The sequence below is a fragment of the Hyphomicrobium sp. genome, assembly GCF_051860585.1.
Lineage (GTDB): Bacteria > Pseudomonadota > Alphaproteobacteria > Rhizobiales > Hyphomicrobiaceae > Hyphomicrobium_C.
Genome location: NZ_JBHYDS010000003.1, coordinates 245465 through 265678, shown reverse-complemented (window position 1 = coordinate 265678; position 20214 = coordinate 245465). Strand labels below are relative to the sequence as shown.

3 protein-coding genes (1 of these 3 running past the window's edge) are annotated in these 20214 nt (G+C 67.1%); all 3 read left to right on the top strand.

Translation table 11 applies throughout. The annotated features are described in order from the left end of the window. Nucleotides 1–28 precede the first annotated feature (28 nt). Tightly spaced (each overlapping or abutting the next), the 3 genes in view from ACTIFK_RS06640 to ACTIFK_RS06630 form a layout consistent with a single transcriptional unit that may run on beyond the window. Nucleotides 29–1630, top strand: a complete 1602-nt coding sequence (locus tag ACTIFK_RS06640; protein WP_439542267.1) for a cyclic peptide export ABC transporter — start codon at nt 29–31, stop codon at nt 1628–1630. Continuing rightward, nucleotides 1627–4008, top strand: a complete 2382-nt coding sequence (gene fabD / locus ACTIFK_RS06635; RefSeq protein WP_439542266.1) for an ACP S-malonyltransferase — start codon at nt 1627–1629, stop codon at nt 4006–4008. The genes ACTIFK_RS06640 and fabD overlap by 4 nt, the downstream gene beginning before the upstream one ends. Beyond that, a protein-coding gene (locus ACTIFK_RS06630) for an SDR family NAD(P)-dependent oxidoreductase (RefSeq protein ID WP_439542265.1) crosses the window boundary here: on the top strand, nt 4005–20214 show its 5' portion. The gene runs 3512 nt beyond the window's last position; only the first 16210 of its 19722 coding nucleotides appear in the window; the start codon lies at nt 4005–4007; its stop codon lies beyond the right edge, outside the window. The genes fabD and ACTIFK_RS06630 overlap by 4 nt, the downstream gene beginning before the upstream one ends.

The window sequence follows — 20214 nt, the reverse complement described above, 5'->3', positions numbered from 1 at the left end:
AGGCGCCAGCGCCAATGACCTGAGGCGAATGCTGCTGTTGACGCTCGTGGCGGGCGTCGCCAATGCGCTGCTGGTGGTCGTCGTCAACGAGGTGGCGAACAAGGTGGCGCTCGGCGCGAGCCCGGCGTTCTGGCTCTGGCTGCTCTTCGCCGTGTCGTTCATGGTCTACTACCAGTGCAACAAAATCGCGCTCCTGCGCGCGAATATCGTGATCGAGCGGCTGCTCAGGGACCTGCGCGTGCGCGTCACGGACAAGCTGCGCATGTCGGAGCTGCCGGTGGTGGATGGCATCGGACGCAGCCAGCTTTACGGTCTGATCTCGCGTGAGACCACGCATCTCTCGGTGACGTTTCCCCTCATCGTCGACAGCTTCCAGCAAAGCGTGCTGCTCGTCGTCTCGCTGCTGTACCTCGCCTACCTGTCGCCGATGGCGCTGATCATCTTCATCGCGGCGGTCGCGATCGGCATCCTTGGCTACCGGCGGATCAACGACGACTTCCGCGATACGCTCGAGCGCGGGTTCGGCCACCAGTCCCGGATGCTCGATGCGACCGGCGACATCATCAACGGCTTCAAGGAACTGCGGCTGAATACGCTCCGGAGCGATGCGGCCATGGCCGCCTACGGCACCGCGTCGGCCGCTGCCGAGACGGCCGCTGTCGAGGCCGGCGAACACTGGGCGTCGCTCATTCTCCTGAGCAGCTTCGTGACCTACCTGATGCTCGGCGTCGTGGGGTTCATCCTGCCGCAGTATCTTACCGCGCACGGCGTCCTGGTGTTCCAGCTCATCCCGACGCTGCTGTTCTGCATGGGGCCGCTGGCCAAGATCGTGGCGCAGTCGCCGCTGTTCATTCAGGCGGACGTGGGCCTGAGGGCGATTGCCGACATCGAGCGGCAGCTGGATGCCGGTGGGGCGGTGTCGCCCGCCGAAGCGCGTGCGATGGGCGGGGCTTATCGCGGGTTCCGCGAGATCGCCTATCGCGGGCTCACGTTCACGCACGGGCGCGGCCACGACAGTGCGGGGTTCCATGTCGGTCCGCTGAACCTCGTCGTTCATGCCGGCGAAACGCTGTTCCTGGTCGGCGGCAACGGCAGCGGCAAGTCGACGACGTTGCGCTTGTTGACGGGGCTCTATCCGCCGGACGGGGGCGTCATCGAGATCGACGGGCGGCCGCTCGAAGAGCGCGCTGTCGCGGGGTTGCGGGAGCAGTTCAGCGCGGTGTTTGCTGATTTTCACCTGTTCGACCGGCTGTACGGGATCGAGGATGCGGATCCGGCCGAAGTGCAGCGGCTCATCGTCGAAATGGGCCTTGCGCACAAGGTTCGTTTTGAGAACGGCCGCTTCAGCCAGATCAGCCTGTCGACGGGACAGCGCAAGCGCCTGGCGCTGATCGCGGCGCTTCTAGAGGATCGCCCGATCTATGTCTTCGACGAGTGGTCCGCCGAGCAGGACATCCATTTCCGCAAATATTTCTACACCAAGATCCTCGCCGACCTGAAGGCCAAGGGCAAAACCGTCATCGCCGTCACGCATGACGAACGCTACTGGCATGTCGCCGACCGGGTCGTGCGGCTGGACCTCGGCACGGTGCTTTGGGAGCGTCCCGGCGCGGCATGGAGGGACGCATGAGGGCCTTCCTCTTTCCCGGCCAAGGCGCGCAGCGCGTCGGTATGGGCGCGGAGCTGTTCGGCGCCTTCCCGGATCTCGTTCGCCGCGCCGACGAGATTCTCGGACTTTCGCTTGCGGAGCTTTGCCTCGAAGGTCCCGCCGACCGTCTCATGCAGACGCGCTACACGCAGCCCGCGCTCTTTGCTGTCGGGGCGCTATCCTATCTCAGCCGGCGTGAAGCCCTGCCGCGGCCGGATTATCTGATGGGCCATTCGGTGGCCGAGTACGTCGCGCTGTTCGCCGCCGAGGCGCTGGACTTCGCGACCGGCCTTCGTCTCGTGAAGGCGCGCGGCGAACTGATGGGCGCGGTCGAGGGCGGCGGCATGGCGGCGGTGCTCGGCCTCGACGCGGATCACGTCGCGGATGTGCTTGCGCGCCATGGGGCAGGTGAGGTGTTTGCCGCCAACTACAACACGCCGCGCCAGATCGTGATCTCAGGGACGCGCGACGCCGTCGTCGCCCTGGAGGCTGCGTTCCATGACGCGGGGGCAACCTTCTTCAAGGTGCTGGACGTCAGCGGCGCGTTTCATACGCCTTTCATGGCGCCTGCGCGGGATGCGTTTCGTGAGGTCGTCGCCAAGGCGGCGTTCGCAGCGCCGCGCATTCCCGTCATCTCCAATGTGACCGCACGGCCGCATGACATGGCGAGCCTGCCCGAACGGATGGTGGAGCAGATCACGGCGCCGGTGCGCTGGGCGGACAGCATCCGCTACCTTTTCGCGCGCGGCTTGGCGCCCTCGGATTTCGACGAGATCGCGCCCAAGGGCGTGAGCGTCGTCAAGGCGATGGTGATGCGGACGTTGAGTGAGGGCGGGCCGGTCGATGCCGTGGCGCCCGAACCGGCGCCACAGGAGCCCATCCAACGCAGCAAGCCGAATGGCAAACTCAACGGCCACGCGCCTTTCAATGGCATCACCGTCGCGGTTCCTCCGCCCGCAGTGGCGATTGCGCCGCCGCCTGCCGCGTCGCGGAACGGCGGCTCGGGCTTCAGCATGGAGCGGCTCGGTTCGCGCGCGTTCTGCGCTGACTTCGGTGTTCGCTATCCGTATCTCGCCGGCGGCATGTATCAGGGCATCGCCTCCGTGGACGTTGTCGTCCGGATGGCGCAGGCCGGTCTCCTGGGCTTTCTGGGCGCGGGCGGACTGCGCCTTCCCGCCATCGAAGCGGCGATCCTCGAAATCCAGAGCCGGATCCCAGCCGGCGCGCCGTACGGGATCAACTTCATCGCCCACACGCACGCGCCGGAGCGCGAGGACGAGCTCGCCGATCTCCTCATGACGCATGGCGTGACGAGGATCGAAGCGTCCGCCTTCATGCAGGTGACGCCCGCGCTCGTGCGCTACCGGGCGAAGGGGCTGGTCAAGGACGGCAACCGCATTTGCGGGCGGCATAGGATCATCGCCAAGGTGTCCCGTCCGGACGTGGCCGAGCAGTTTCTGCTGCCGCCGCCGGAAGCAATGCTGACGAAGCTGCTCGCGAGCGGGGCGCTGACGCCGGACGAGGCCGCACTTGCGCGGGACGCGCCGGTGGCGGACGCGATCTGCGTTGAGGCCGACAGCGGCGGGCATACCGATCAGCGCATGCCGCTGACGCTGCTGCCCGCCATTCTCATGCTGCGGGACGACTGCGCGGCGCGAACGCCGCGGTTCGGGCGTGTGCATGTGGGCGCTGCGGGCGGCATCGGGACGCCGGAGGCGGCGGCCGCCATGTGGGTGATGGGCGCGGATTTCATCCTCACCGGGTCGATCAATCAATGCACCGTCGAGGCCGCAACGAGCGACGCGGTCAAGGACCTGCTCCAGGGCATGAACGTGCACGACACGGACTACGCGCCCTCCGGTGAACTGTTCGAGTTGGGCTCGCGCGTGCAGGTTCTGAAGAAGGGCATCTTCTTTCCGGCGCGGGCCACGAAGCTCGTGCAGCTCTACCGCCAGCACGAGTCGATCGATGAGATCGACGCGAAAACGCGCGGACTGATCGAGGAGCGCTATTTCAAACGCAGCTTCGAGACGGTGTTCGAGGAGATCAGCGCGCGATATCCAGGCCCCGAGGTTGACCGGGCGCGCCGTTCGCCGAAGCACCGCATGGCGCTGGTTTTCAAGGGCTACTTCCGGGACGCGACGCGCTGGGCGCTGGCTGGCGACCTTGCGCACAAAGTCGATTTCCAGGTGCAGTGCGGGCCGGCACAGGGCGCGTTCAATCAATGGGCAAAAGGGGCGGGACTTGCCACGTGGCGAGATCGGCATGTGGATGACATCGGGCTTCGGCTGATGGACGAAACGGCGAGCCTGCTCGGCCGCCGTTTTGCGGCGATGCAGTCAGGGGCGAAGCTGCCATGACAGGTCCCGTCGCCATCATCGGCGTTGGGCTGCGGCTGCCGGGCGCGGACAGCCTCGATGCGTTCTGGGCGCATCTGGCGGCGGGCCGCTCGCTCATCACCGAAGTGCCGCCGCGCCGTTGGAGCGCGCGCGAGTTCCGTGGCAACCCCGCGACCGGCAACAAGACGAACAGCATTTGGGGCGGGTTCGTCGCCGATGCGGATGCGTTCGATGCCGGCTTCTTCAATATTTCTCCGCGCGAGGCCGCGTGGATGGATCCGCAGCAGCGGTTCGCGCTCGAAATGGCGTGGCATGCAATCGAGGACGCGGGCATCAGAGCGAGCGCGCTCGCGGGGAGCCGCACCGGCGTCTATATGGGCGTCTGCCATTGGGACTACGCGGAGCTGATCCAGAAACATCTCGCGAGGGTCGACGCGCACACTCCGACCGGGATCGCGTTTTCGGTGATCGCGAACCGCGTCTCGCATGCGTTCGATTTCCGCGGGCCGAGCGTCACCAACGACACGGCGTGCGCCGCGTCGCTCGTCGCGATCAACGATGCCGTGTGGGATCTTGAGAACGGCGCATGCGATCTCGCGCTCGCGGGCGGGGTCAATCTGGCGTGGTCGCCGGACCATTTCATCGCCTTTGCCAAGAGCGGCATGCTATCGCGCGACGGGCTGGCGAAAGCCTTCGATGCGCGTGCCGACGGCTATGTGCGCGGCGAGGGCGGCGCGGTGCTGCTGTTGAAGCCGCTCGCACGCGCCGAGCAGGACGGAGATCCGATCCACGCGATCATCGCGGGCGTCGGCACAAACCACGGCGGACGCACCAGCTCGCTCACCGTCACCAATCCTAATGCGCAGGCCGATCTGATTGCGGACGTGCATCGCCGGGCAGGGGTTGGGCCGGAGAGCGTGAGCTATATCGAGGCGCATGGGCCTGGCACGCCGCTCGGCGATCCGATCGAGATCGCTGGCCTCAAGGCGGCGTTCCGCACGCGGGCTGCCGAAACGGGCGTGGAGCTCGAGGCGGATCGTTGCGGCATCGGGTCGGTCAAGACCAACATTGGCCATCTCGAGGGCGCGGCTGGCGTTGCGGGTGTCGTCAAGGTGCTCGCGGCCCTGCGTTATGAGGCTCTGCCGCCGAACGTCGGGTTCGAGACGCTCAACCCGCTGATCGATCTTGCGGGTACGCCGTTCCGCATCCAAAGCGAGATGACCGCGTGGCCGCGCGTTGATGGAAGCCCGAGGCGAGCCGGCGTCAGCTCGTTCGGGTTCGGCGGCACCAATGCGCATGCCGTGATCGTGGAGGCCGATGTTGGGCGGGAGGAAGCAACCAGCAACCATGGTTCGCTCGTGCTGCCCCTTTCGGCGCGGACCGACGACGCGCTCCGGCGCTATGCTGCGGACTTGCGAGATTTCATCGAGCGGAAGCCGCCTGCGGACCTTGCCGATCTCGTCATGACGTTCCAGAGCGGGCGCGAGGCAATGGCGCGGCGCGTGGCGTTCGTCGTCGAGGATGTGACTGCGCTCTCTGCGGCCTTGAACTCTTTCCTCGCGGGCGCGAGCGACGGGCGTGTTCGGACGCCCGACGGCGAAATCTCGGCAGAGGAGCCGTTGCGGACTGCCGACCTATGGGCCGCGGGCGGCGACGCCGTCGTCAATGTTCCGGAAGGCGCGCGAAGACTGCATGCGCCGCTCTATCCCTTCATGCGGGAGCGCCATTGGTTCGATACGGCATTCGGGGCCAAGGACTCGGCCGGCGTGCCGCATCCGTTTTTGCATCGCAACGTGTCGACGTTCGACGCGATCGCCTACCGGTCGCGCTTTATGGGATCGGAATTCTTCTTCGCCGAGCATTGCGTACAGGGCCGGAACATATTGCCCGGCGTCGTCGCGCTCGAAATGGCGCGGGCTGCATTTGCAAATGCTGAAGCTGGCGAACGGCCGCTGCGCTTAACCGATGTCGTCTGGCGGCGGGCCATCGTGGCTGGCGAGGACACGCCGGTCGACATCGACGTGCGGCTGGTCCGATCGGGCGACGGGGCGGCGGACTTCACCGTGGCTGCTCGCGACGGCGAGACTGAAGGCGCGACGTCGGTTCAAGGGCGCATCGCGGCGACAGATACTGTTTCCGCGACGCACGATCTCGTGGTGCTATCGCACGACCTCGCGGTGCTGAAATCGCGCGCTGTGGAGCGGATTGAGCCTGGGGTCTGCTACCAGCGGCTTGCCGCGCGTGGTGTCGTGCACGGCCCTGCCTTCCAAGCGCTCGCGGAGGTCCATCGTGGGGATGGCTTCGTGCTGGCCGAACTGCGTCTGCCGCGCCGGCTTGTCGGATCGCTGGGGGAGCTTCCTCTGCATCCTGTGCTACTGGACGCGGCGATCCAGGCGTGGGTCGCGCTCGATCCCGATGCGCCGAAGGGCGCTGGCGTTCCGTTCGCCTGTCGGGACGTGGTCGTCGCGGGCGCGTGTGAGGCGCGCATGTGGGCCTACGTGAGGCCGAGGCGTGGCGCCGGGGCGTCCGGCGCCGTGCTGCATCTCGACATCGATCTCACCGATCGGGACGGCAACGTTCGCGTCGCCTTCAACGATCTTGCGCTGCGCCTCGTGGCGGATGGGCCGGAACAGGTGACCTCCATCGAGGCGCCGACCCCGCATGAACGAGACGGCGCCGCGCTCGTGCTCGCGCGTGGAGTTTGGCAGGAACAGCCGTCCGCACGCGCTCGAACGTCCAGTGAGAGGACTTGCGATCTCTTTCTCGCAGGCGACATCGCGGGTCTCGGGACTGCGCTCGCCGCGCGAACGGGTTTGACCGTTCACCCGTTGCCGCGCGATGAAAGTGACGAGGCTGCCACCGCCGGGCTCTGGTGGCGTTCCATCCACGCCCATCTCGCGGACGTGATGGCCTCGCGGCCGAAGTCGCCGCGGAAGGTCATCGTTCTCGTTCCGGATGCGATGCCGGCGTATCTCTCGGCGCCGCTCGTTGGGCTGCTCAGAACCGCGACGCTTGAAAATCCGAAATTGTCCGGCGTTGTCATGCGCGTCGGCGGAGCGTTGGATGCGGATCGTTTTGCCGCGATCGTCGCGGCTGAGGGGTCGTGCGCCGATACGTTCGTTGAGGTTCGCTACGATCAGAACACTCAAAGACGCGTCTGGCGGGCGGTGCCGTGGGGCGCTGGGGTGGGTGAAGGACCGCCGCCGCACCTCGACCGCGATGGCGCCTATTGGATCACTGGCGGTCTCGGCGGCCTCGGCCTTCTATTCGCGGAGGCGCTCGTTGCGGGAGGCGCGCGCCGCATCGTGCTCAGTGGGCGCAATGGCGCGGCGACGGCCGAACAAGCGGCCCGCCTTAACACGCTGAGACAGGGCGGAGCCGACATCCGGGTCATGCCGTGCGACGTGCGCAGCCGCGCAGACGTTGTGGAGCTCGTTGCAAGGGTCGAAGATGCATTCGCGCCGCTGCGCGGCATCATCCATGCCGCGGGCGTGCTGGACGATGCATTCATCTTCGGCGGCGACGCGGCCCGTGGAGATCCTGTGCTGCGGCCGAAGATTGACGGCACACTCAACATCGATGCGGCGACGGCGCATCTCGATCTTCAATTCCTGGTTCTCTGCTCGTCGGTCGCGTCGGTGTTCGGCAATGCCGGGCAGGGGGCCTATGCGGCTGCCAACGCGTTCCTGGATGCTTTCGCCGAGCATCGCGCCGAGGCCGTTGCGCGCGGCGAACGGCGTGGCGTGACGCGGGCCGTGGCCTGGCCGTTGTGGGCCGAGGGCGGCATGTCGGTCGCGCCTCCGTTTGCCGAGGCCTTGCGCCGCCGCTTCGGCACGGAGCCGCTGCCCACCGGTCTCGGGATTGCCGCGCTGTGGCGTCTGCTGGCCGCTCCCGATGCCGCGCGCTCGCTTGTTCTTTATGGTGATCGCACGCGCATCGATGTGCTGCTGGGGGAGACCGGCGCATCTGGGCCGGCTTCGGACGATGTGGATCCGCCGCCGCTTGTCGATGCGGATCTAACCGCGCGGACCGTTGCGCATCTCAAGGAGCTGTTGTCCGAGGCGACAGAAGTCGATGCGGCTCGCATCCGCGCCGATACGGCCCTGGTCGAATACGGTCTCGACTCCATCATCATCGTCGATGTCACGGCGCGGCTGGAGGGTTTGCTGGGTCCGCTGTCGAAGACGCTGTTCTTCGAGCATGTCACGCTCGCAAGCCTCGCGGCGCATCTGGTGGAGGAGCATGGCGCGGCGCTCGCGCGTGCGCTGCCGGGTCCGGCCGCGCCGATGAGGGCGGCTCCTCTTGAGGCGCGGGCCGATGTGCGGCGCGAGGACGCTCCGATCCCTGCCGCACCGTCGCCCGTCAGCGACGACACGCACGATATCGCGATCATCGGTCTTTCGCTTCGCGTCGCGAAGGCGGCGGATCAGGACGCGTTCTGGGAGATGCTCTCGAAGGGTCTCCATGGCGTCGGGCCGGTTCCGCGCACGCGGTGGGATCATGATGCCATCTACCACCCCGAGCGCGACGTGCTCGGCAAAACGGTCGTAAAAACGGGCGCGTTCCTCGACGATATCGACAAGTTCGATCCGCGCTATTTCCGCATCTCGCAGGCAGAAGCCGAACTGATGAGCCCGGAGGTGCGGCTGTTCCTCGAAGCCAGCGTCGAGGCCTTCGAAGATGCGGGTTATTCGCGTGAGACGTTGCAGCAGGAGCTCGGCGGCGACGTTGCCGTGCTCGTTGGGTCCATGACCAACGAGTACGACTATTTCGGCTTCGAAAGCATGCTGGCGGGCGGCGCGCGGGCGAGCGGCAGCTACACCGGCACCGTGCCCAACATGGTCTCGTATTTCTACGGTCTGACCGGGCCGTCCTATTTTCTCGACACGATGTGCTCGGCCGCTGCGACCTGTATGCACGAGGCGGTCCACATGCTGCGCTCGGGGCGCTGCAAGATGGCGCTCGCGGGCGGCGTCAGCCTGCTGCTGCATCCGCAGAAGCTGATTGCAGTCTCGCAGGAACATTTCACGAGCAAAACCGCCGATGTCGTGCGCGGCTATGGTGTCGGCGCCGACGGCACGATCCTCGGCGAGGGTGTCGGCGCCGTGGTGCTGAAGCGGCGTGCCGACGCGATCCGCGACGGCGATCATATCTACGGCGTGATCACGGGCACGGCCGTCACCAACGCGGGCGTGCGCAACGGCTTCACGGTGCCAAGTCCGGCGCAGCAGGCCGCCGCCGTTGCCAATGCGATCGCCGATGCCGGCATCGACCCGCGTACCATCGGGTATGTCGAAGGGCATGGATCGGGTACGGCGCTTGGCGACCCCATCGAGATCCGGGCGCTGACTCAGGCGTACCGCGCGCAGACCGCCGACACCCAGTTTTGCCCCATTGGCACCGTGAAATCGAATGTCGCGCATCTGCTCGCCGCGGCGGCGCTGGCAGGCGTGGCGAAAGTTCTGATGCAGATGAAGCATGGCCAACTCGCGCCGTCTCTGCATGCGGAAACGCTCAATCCAGACATCCCGTTTGCGACAACGCCGTTCTACGTGCAGCGCACGCTCGAGCCGTGGCGGCGCGCGATCGGCGGCGATGGCCATGAGCTGCCCCGCCGCGCCGGGGTGACCTCGATTGGCGCGGGCGGCATGAACGCGCATCTCATCATCGAAGAGCACATGCCCGAGCCTCGCGCGCCTCATCCGGGCGGGCCCGAGGTTTGCGTGTTTTCAGCCATGAACGTCGAGGCGCTCGTGCGGCTCATCACGCGACTGCGCGATCACGTCACGTCGCATCCGGAACTCGCGCTTGCCGACATCGCCTACACGCTGCAGGCCGGGCGAACGGCGTTGCCGTGCCGTCTCGCGGTGGTGGCCGGCAGCCGTGACGACCTCCTTGCCAAGCTCGCCGCGTTTATCGCGAAGCCCGCAAGCGGAGAGGGGATCTGGTTCACGCCGAGCACGCTCGATTGCGACCCGCGTGTCGATGCGGCGCGCATCGCGGCGGATACGGCTGCCCGCGCGCTCGATCGGGTGTCGGCGGCCTGGGCTGACGGGGTTGCCATCGATTGGGATGCTCTCCACGCGGGCCGGCGGCCGTACCGCGTTTCTCTGCCTGCGTATCCTTTCGAGCGGGTCAGGTGCTGGTATCCGGAAACTGCGGATGCGCCGTCGGTCGTCCGGCCGCTCCGTGCGCGTGCGGCGTCCGTCGATACTCTGCGCGCGACAAGCGCGGCCTTGCCGTCCAAGCCATTGCAGCCGCCTAACGACGCGCGGCTGCGGGACGGGCTGACGGCGCTTGCGGCTGGCCTCCTCAAGTTCGATGGCGCGACGCTCGCCCCGCGCGCGTCGTTCTACGATCTCGGTTTCGATTCCATTTCGCTGACACGCTTCGCGGCCTTGATCGGCGAGCGTTTTGGGGTGCCGGTGTCGCCCGCGATCTTCTTCGAATGCGAGCACATCGATGCGCTGGCGCAGCACCTGTCGGCGCGCAACGCCTCGGCCGCAGGTGATGCGCCCTCGGTTACGGATCTGGCGTCGTTGTCAGCCGTGGGCCGTACGCGGCAACGCGACGTTGGACGCATGAAGATCGCCATCGTTGGCGCGGCCGCGCGGCTGCCGGGCGCGGATAACGTCGATGACTTCGTCAACCGGCTGATGGGAGGTGAAGATCTTACGAGCGCGTTTCCGTTCCATCGCTATGCAGGCCCATACGCGGAGCGCCTGAAACAAGCCGGTTTCGCCAAGCGCGGCGGGTTCCTGACGGACGTCGACCGGTTCGACGCCGCGTTCTTCCGGATTTCGCCGGTGGAAGCCGAACGCATGGATCCGCAGCAGCGCCTCATGCTCGAGACCGCGTGGCGGGCGCTTGAACGGGCGGGATACCGGCCGCAGGATCTTCCTCGCGATACGGCGGTGTTCGTCGGCGTGTCGGGCCGCGACTATGCGAGCCTGCTCGAAGCGCACAACGTTCCGCACGACGGGTTTGCCGCGACGGGCAATTCGCTGGCCATGGTCGCCAACCGCATCTCGTATTCTCTCGACGTGCGGGGCCCGAGCGAGGCGATCGATACGGCGTGTTCCAGCTCGCTCGTGGCGCTGGTGCGCGCAGCGGATGCAATCGCGGCCGGACGCTGCGCGATGGCGCTCGTGGGCGGCGTCAACCTCGCGCTCGCGGTCGAAGGCTTCGAGGGACCGCATCTCGCTGGCATGCTCAGTCCGGACGGCCGCTGCAAGACGTTCTCGGCACATGCTGACGGCTATGGGCGCGGTGAAGGCGTGGTGGCGCTGCTGCTGAAGCCGCTGGCGGATGCGGAGGCTGACGGCGACAACATCCTGGGCGTGCTGATCGGCGGCGCCGTCAATCACGGGGGACGCGCGGGTGCCTTGACCGCACCCAACGCGAGGGCTCAGGCCGAACTTATCGAACAGGCCATGACGGGCCTCGATCCCGCGAGCATCGGGTTCATCGAGACCCACGGCACAGGCACGGCGCTCGGCGATCCCGTGGAGATTGCCGCGCTCGGTCTCGCCTATGGAAAGCTCGCCGTTGACCGGGCGGCGCTCCCGACGATCGGGCTTGGGGCGGTGAAATCAAGCATTGGGCACCTTGAGGCCGCTGCAGGTCTTGCAGGCCTTGTGAAGGTGCTTGGCGCGATGGAGCGCGGGATGATCCCGTCGACGCTGCATTGTGGCGAGATCAATCCGCATATCGAACTCAGCGGCACGCCGTTCACTCTTGTTCGCGACCGTACGCCGTGGCCGCGCCGAACCGACGCGGCGGGTGCCGAGCATCCGCGCCGCGCGGGTGTTTCAAGTTTCGGGTTCGGCGGCGTCAACGCACATGTCGTGATCGAGGAGTATCTGGACGGCGGCAACCGGCGCCCGCCGCTGCCCGCGCGCGCGTTCGCCGATACGCGTTTCTGGATTCCGGGTCAGGCGGCGGTTGCCGTCAAGCCCACCGATGAGACGGTGCTGCATGTTCCGCGATGGACGGAGGTGGAATTGCCTCGTTCCGCAGTTGTGGCGCGCCGGCGTCGCCTCGTTCTTGCTTGCGGGATCGGTGTGCCAGCGACGGTGGACCGGCGTGTCGTCGAATGCTCTTCGGCTACGGGGTCACTTGGTGACCGCTACGCTGCGGTGGCCGGAGCTGTGCTCTTAGCCTTGCAGTCGGAGCTGCGGCGCAGCGATACCGAGGCCATTCTCGTGCAACTCGTGCATCCGCTGGAGGGTGACGGGCGGGCGTTCGCGGGCCTCGGCGCGCTTCTCGATACGGCCGCCGCGGAATGCGCTCATCTCACGCGGCAAGTGATCGGTGTTCCGGCGGGGCTCGCTCCCGGCGCAGTGGAGGCACTGCTCGATGCGGAGGCGCGCCATCCGCTGCATCGCCATGTTCGCCTGGAGCAGACACGCCGATTGGTGCGGACGTGGGTGCCGACGCAACAGGTGCCACTCGCGCGGCCCGCATGGCGCGACGGAGGCGTCTACCTCGTCACCGGCGGCATGGGTGGACTTGGGCGTCTGCTGGCGCGCGATATCGCGGCCAACGCGAAAGCGCCGGTGCTGGTGCTGACCGGTTCATCGCCGCTCAATCCGCAGCGCCAATCTGTTCTCGACAGCTTGCATCGCGCCGGCGCGCGGGCTCGCTATCAGCAGGTCGACGTGAGCGATGCGGCGGCCGTCGCAGGCCTCGTGGCGGAGATCGTGCGCCGTGACGGCGCGCTCAACGGCGTGTTCCATTGCGCGGGCGCCCTGCGAGATCGCACGCTCCTGAACAAGACGCGCGCCGACCTCGACGCCGTTCTGGCGCCGAAGGTGCACGGAGCGCTTGCCCTTGCGGATGCGTGCAAGGGGCTCACGCTCGACTGCTTTGTGTTCTTTTCATCGCTTGCGGGCGCCGTCGGCAACGCGGGGCAGGGCGACTACGCCGCCGCCAACGGTTTCCTGGATGCCTTCGCTGAGACATTGCGAGGCACGCTACCTGCCGTTTCGGTGAATTGGCCACTGTGGCGTGACGGCGGGATGCGGATCGATGCGGCTGGGCAAGAGGCGCTGTTCGACACCATGGGGCAACGCCCGCTTGCGACGGCTGCGGGGCTCGCGGCATTAGGCGCGGCGATTGTCGCCGGTGAGCCGCAGGTGGCGGTCGTTGCGGGCGATGGGCCGCGCATTCGCTCCTACTTCGCTGCGGCTGCGACCAACTTTATTCCCGCCGCCAATGTGGCGGTAATGACGTCGTCCATGCCGGTTTCGCATCGGCTGTTGGAGCGCACAACCGAAGCGCTGCGTCATCTGCTGTCACGGGTCAGCGGTGTGACCGCCGCGGTGATCGAAGCAGATACGCCGCTCGATACGTACGGCATCGATTCCCTGATGATCACGCGGCTCAACCGCGAACTGGGCGATGTGTTCGGGCCGTTGTCGGCGGCATTGCTGTTCGAGCACCGCACGCTTGCGGCGCTCGCGCGTCACCTCACCGAGCGACATCCGGACGGATGCCGCCGGCTGACCGGCGAGGATGCGCCGGAGACATCCGCACCGGAAAACGACGCGCGGCCGGTTCAACCGATCCGCGAGGTTCGTCCGATGCCGCCTACGACGGAACGCGAACCCATCGCCATCATCGGCATGAGCGGGCGTTACCCAGGGGCCGAAGATCTCGCTGCCTTTTGGAACAATCTCGCGGCGGGGCGCGATCTCGTCGGAGAGGTGCCGCCGGATCGCTGGCCGCTCGTGGACTTCTTCGAACCGGACGTCGAAGCGGCCGTCGCGGGTGGACGGAGCTATGCTAAATGGGGCGGCTTCCTGGACGGCTTCGCCGAGTTCGATCCGCTGCTGTTCAAGATCTCGCCGCGCGAAGCGGCGGCGATGGATCCGCAGGAGCGCCTGTTTCTGATGGCGGCCTGGACGGCGTGCGAGGATGGCGGCTACGGCCGGGCGCGTCTCGCGTCGCGACACGCCTCGCGCGTCGGCGTCTACGTGGGCGTGACCAAAACCGGCTACGCCCTGCACGGGCCTTTCACCGGTGCGGGCGGTGCGCTGGTTCGGCCCACGACGTCGTTCGCAGGCATCGCCAATCGCGTCTCGCATGTGCTCGATCTCAACGGGCCGAGCATGCCGGTCGACACGATGTGCTCATCGTCGCTCACCGCCATTCACTCGGCGTGCGAGGCCTTGCGCGCAGATGCGTGCGCGATGGCGCTCGCGGGCGGCGTGAACCTCTACCTGCATCCCTCGAATTTCGCGGAGCTCTCGGCGGCACGCATGCTGAGCCCAGAGGGGCGCTGCAAAAGCTTCGGTGCGGGAGCTAATGGTTTCGTCCCGGGCGAGGGCGTCGGCTGCTTGCTGCTGAAGCCGCTTTCGCGTGCGCTTGCCGACGGCGACCGCATCCATGCAGTCATCCGCGGATCCGCGGTCAATCACGGCGGGCGAACGAATGGCTACACGGTGCCGAACCCGTCCGCGCAACGCGACGTGATCCGCGCCGCGCTCGATGCGGCCGGGCTCGACGCGCGGTCGGTCACCTGCATCGAAGCGCATGGCACGGGGACGGATCTCGGCGATCCCATCGAGGTGGCGGCGCTTGCCCAAGCGTTCCAGGTTGATACGACGGATCGCGGGTTCTGCGCGCTCGGATCGGTGAAATCCAACATCGGCCATCTCGAAGCCGCAGCGGGCATTGCGGGGCTCACGAAGGTCGTACTGCAGATGAAGCACGGGCAGATCGCGCCGACGCTGCACGCTTCAGAGCCCAATCCCAAGTTTGACCTCGACGCGACGCCGTTCCGGCTGCAGACGTCACTTACGCCCTGGGATGGACCGCGCATTGCGGGCATTTCGTCGTTCGGGGCGGGTGGCGCCAATGCGCATGTGCTGTTGGAAGAGTGGCGACCGGATGAGCGCGTGCAGGACGCCGGAGACGCAAGGCGTTATCCCATTCTGCTGTCGGCGCGCGATCCTGAGCGGCTGCGCGCTTCTGCCGTGCGTCTGCTGGACGTTGTCGAAAAAAGTCTCGCGGCCCACGGCGACAATTTCGAAAGCGGCGGCGTTGCGGCTCCGTCCGGATCGGCTCTGGGCGCAAAGCTCGCGGAGCTGCTGGATGTGTCAGCGGCCGAGATCGACGACGCGGAGACGTTCGACGTTCTGGGGGTCGATCGCGTGCATCGCGTCGCGCTCGCGTCGTGGCTTGAGGGTGCGTTCCACTTAAGCGACGCTCAGCGGATCGTTGGCGACGCGCAGACGCTTGCGCAATTGATTGCGGGGCTCGGCCGGGATCGGCCGGAGACGCCCTCTCGCGGCGATGCGGCTGCGCTCAGGATTGCAGACATCGCCTGGACGCTCCAGGTCGGGCGTGAGCCCATGGATGCGCGGCTCGCGCTTGAAGCGGCCGATCTCGACATGCTTGTGGCCGGCTTGAGGGCCTTCCTCGACGGGCGAACGGATCATCCAGGCCTTCATGCGGGTAGGGCCGAGGATCACCGCGCGCTCATCTCCGTTCTGTCAGGCGATGACGAGACGCGCGCGCTGACCGCGAACTGGATGGCGCGGGGCAGTCTCGGCCGGTTGCTCGCGCTCTGGGTGCAGGGGCTCGACATCGATTGGGAAGGGATTGCAGCACCGGGCGCCGCGCGGATTGTTTCGCTGCCATGCTATCCGTTCGCGCGTGAGCGCTATTGGCTTCCTGAGACGGATCCGGTGACGACGGACGTATCGGCCGAGCCCGAGGTCACGTGCCTTGCGGCGCTGTTGTCAGATGCCGAGGCGCTGGACGCCGCGATCGCGCCGCTCGTGCGCGCCCTCGTCGCCGGTGTGCGGGGCGCGACACTGCCGCATCCTTATGATCGTTGGCTCGACGCGCTCGACGCGCTTCTTCCTGTCTCCGAGGTCGTGCCGCAGGATGCCGCGTGGGCAGCGTGGGAACGCTTCAAGGCGCGGGCGTCGCCGTCTCTCGCAGCGCAGATCGCGCTTGCCGAAACGATGCTGAGGGCGCTGCCGGACATTCTGGCAGGCCGAAGCGCCGCACCCGCCGCCATGTTCCCCGGCGGAAAACTCGATCTCGTCGAGGGCGTCTACACGGCGAATCCCGTGGCTGTCCGCTTCAGCGCGGGTCTCGCGCGTGCTGCGGCCGATTGGGTGGCCGCTCGGTTGAAGGTTGCGCCGGATTCTCCGATCAGGGTCCTGGAGATCGGGGCGGGCACGGGCGCCACGAGCGCGTATGTGTTTTCCGCGCTGGCGCCTTTCGGTGCGGCCGTTGCCGAATACCGGTACACCGACGTCTCGCGCGCGTTTCTCATCAAGGCGGAGCAGCGCTTCAAGGATCGGGCTCCGTCGCTGTCCACCGCGCTGTTCGATGTGGAGAAGCCTCCCGCGACGCAGGGCATCGCCACGGATCGCTACGATCTCGTCATCGCGGCCAACGTGCTGCATGCGACGGCCGACATTTCGCGCACCCTACGGCATGTGCGGGATACGCTGGTGCCCGGCGGCGCGCTGCTGCTGAACGAGACCAGCAGGGCGACGCTGTTTACCCACGTCACGTTCGGACTTCTCGACGGGTGGTGGCGTTTCACCGATCCGGAGCGGCGCATTCCTGGGACGCCTTCGCTGTCGCCCGCCGGCTGGCGGACGGCGCTCGACGACGCAGGTTTCTCCTGGCGCTCCGGTACGCCTGAAAGCGAGCTGGCGCTTGGCCAGCAAATCATCGTGGCCGAACGGCCGGCAGTAGTGGCGGCCCAGCGTCTTGCGGCTCCCTCCGCGGGGCTGCGCGACACCCTTCGCCGCGCCGTGGCCGAGACTTTGAACATGCCGGTCACCGCGGTCGCCGTGGAGAAGCCCTTCGCCGACTACGGGCTCGATTCCATTCTCGGTGCGGAGCTGGTCGAGCGACTGCGGGGCGCTCTCGGCATCCGGCTGGAACAGACGCGTCTTTACGATTTTGGGAGCGTGGTTCGCCTCGAAGGGTACATCGCCAGCAGCTTTCCGGAGGCCGCCGCGCAAGACGTGGAGGTTCCGAACGCGAAAGGCGCGGCCTGTGAACCCGCCGCGCACACGGCGGATACGCAGGAGCGGGTGGGCACGCAGGACCTTGAGTCGCCGATGCCTGTCGCCGTGAGACGTGACCGTCGCGAGCCGATCGCGGTCGTCGGCATCAGCGGACGGTTCGCACGATCGCCCGATGTCGACGCACTGTGGGCGCACCTGCTCGCCGGGCGCGATCTCGTCGCGCCCGCCACGCGTTTCAAAGGTGCGAACGGGCGGCACGGAAGCTTTATCGAGACCTTCGATCGCTTCGATTCCGTGTTCTTCGGCATCTCGGGACTTGAAGCGACCTACATGGATCCGCAGCAGCGGATCTTCCTGGAAGAGGCGTGGAAGGCGCTGGAACATGCCGGGCACGCCGGGGCCGGCATTGAGGGCCGCCGCTGCGGGGTGTTCGTCGGCTGCAGCGCGGGCGACTATCAGGAGCTGTTCCGCAGTCAGCCGCCCGGGCAGGCCTTTTGGGGCAACACGTCGTCGCTGATCCCGGCGCGCATCGCCTATTGCCTCGATCTCAAGGGCCCGGCGATTGCGGTCGATACGGCTTGCTCGAGCTCGCTGGTCGCGCTCGATCTCGCGTGCCGCAGCCTGTGGAGCGGCGAGTGCGAAATGGCGCTTGCGGGCGGGGTGTTCGTGCACTGCACGGATCGCTTCTTCCGGTATGCCGAGGCGGCAGGCATGCTGTCGCCGTCCGGGCGGTGCGCCGCCTTCGGTGCGGATGCGGACGGCATCGTGCCCGGTGAGGCGGCTGCGGCAGTTCTCCTGCGCCCCCTCTCTCAAGCGTTGGCGGACGGTGACACGATCCACGGCTTGATTGTCGCCTCGGGCACCAACCAGGACGGCGCGACCAACGGCATCACGGCTCCGAGCGCGGTGTCTCAAGAGCGGCTGATGCGCGAGGTCTACGACGCCTTCGGCATCGATGCGGCAAAGATCGGCTATGTCGAAGCGCACGGCACGGGCACACGACTGGGCGATCCGATCGAATACGATGCGCTAGCGCGTGTCTATTCGGATGCCGGCTCTGCGCGTGGATCGTGCCTGCTGGGCTCCGTGAAAGCCAATCTCGGTCACGCCACGACGGCCGCCGGGATCACGAGCCTCGTCAAGGTCCTGGGTGCGCTCAAGGCCGGGATCGTTCCGCCCGCGCTGCACATTGCGCGCACCAATCCGGCCATTCGGTTTTCCGAGGGGCCATTCCGGATCAATCCAGAGATCGCGGCGTGGCCCGCCACGAGCGCACCGCGCCGCGCCGCAATCAGCTCGTTCGGATTCAGCGGCACCAATGCGCATGTCGTGGTCGAACAGGCGCCGTCCGTGGAGAGCATTGCCGACGAAGCGCGCCAACATCTGGTCGTGCTCTCAGGGCGCACGCCCGCTCAGCTTCGCCAGCAGACGGAGAGGCTCGTCGCGCATCTCGGATGCACAACCGGGCTCGCGCTGCGCGATGTCGCGTTCACGCTGCTCGCTGGGCGCCGTCATCTGCCGCATCGGCTGGCGCTGGTTGCCGCGGATATTGGCGGTGCGGTGGCGGCTCTCTCGGCGTGGCTGGCGGGCGTCCAAAGCGGGGTCAGGATCGCGGTGGTGGATGCCGCTGCCGGTTCACAGGGCGCTTCATCTCGCAATCGCTCCGACCTTTCGGCGCTGGCGGACGACTTCCTCGCCGGCGTGACGCTTGACGCGGACGCGATGTTTGCGGGAACGGGACGCCGCCGCGTGCCTCTGCCGGTCTATCCCTTCGCTGAAACCCGGTTTTGGGTCGATGAGGTGCCTCTTGCGAAAAATATCGTTCCTGCAGCATCTCCTGAGCAGCCCCTTCATGCGGTGCCCGTCGTGAGCACTCGACCGACCGGAGAACGGGTGAAGGTGAAGCTCGCGCCACTCGACGCCAGCTTGGCGCCGCCGCCAGCTCCTGTCTCGCAAGGTCCGATCCGAATCGCGCGGGAGATCTGGGGGGACGGCGTGTGCCGGCTCGCGCTTTGTCAGCCGTGGAGCGAGCAGGTCGACAGCGCACTCGCGGGTGCGCTGCTTGAACTCTCGGACCTGCAAGACGTGCGCGCAGTGTTGCTCGACGTGCGCGATGCGGGAGATCTGCCGGGCGCACCAGGGGTCACTGCGCGTTTCACGCAAGCGGCGCACGATTGCGCCGTTCCGGTCGTCGCGGGGCTTCCGGATGCGCGCACGGACTGCAACTCGTTAAGCGCCTGTGATTTCGCCGCGCCTCAGTCTCAAGCGGCTGAGTTGGCGCGCAACATCGCACGCGCGCCGCGGCTCGCTCTCGTGGAGCTGAAGCGTCATTTGCGGAGCGAGACTTCTCCAGCGGGCGCAGGTCTGGCGCCGGACACGCTCCGCGCGATCGCCGTGTCGGAGGCCGCGACCTTTACCGGAGCACCGCGCCGCATTGGGCTTGCTTCGAGAACAGTCACGCTCGACGCATTCGACGACGGTGTCGTCGTTCTCTGCATGGACGAGCGGACCGGCCGCAATACCTTCACGACGGCTCTCATGGACGGGCTCTGCGAAGCGTTCGCGGTGATCGGGCGTTCGCCTGGATTCAAGGCCGTCGTGCTGACCGGGTTCGAGAGCTATTTCGCGTGCGGCGGAACGGCCGAGGGATTGGAGAGCCTGCAGCGCGGCGAGACGCAGTTCACGGACCGGCGCATTTACAGCCTACCGCTCGAATGTCCGCTGCCGGTGATCGCGGCCATGCAAGGCCACGCCATCGGTGCCGGATGGGCGCTCGGCATGTTTTCCGACCTCGCGCTGTTCGCTGAGGAAAGCGTCTATCACAGCAACTATCTGGAACTCGGGTTCACGCCCGGAGCGGGGGCGACACTCGTCTTCCCGTACCGTCTCGGCGACCGCCTGGGACGCGAAGTTCTGTTTTCCGCCACGCCGTTCAAGGGGCGCGATCTCAAGGCGCGCGAGCCGTCGCTTGACGTGCGTCCGGCCATCGAGATTCTGCCCGCCGCGTTGCGGCTGGCGCATGGACTGGCGTGCCGCTCGCGCGAGGAGCTGATCGCGACGAAGGCCGGCGCGTCGGCTCCGCTCATTGAGGTGCTGCCGCGCTTTCTCGCGCGTGAGCTCGATATGCATCGACGGACGTTTATTGGCAACGAGGACGTGCTCGCTCGAATCCGCAGCGCGTTTTCGTCTTTGCCGTCTGCCGCTGAGACGCCCGCGCAGGAGCTGG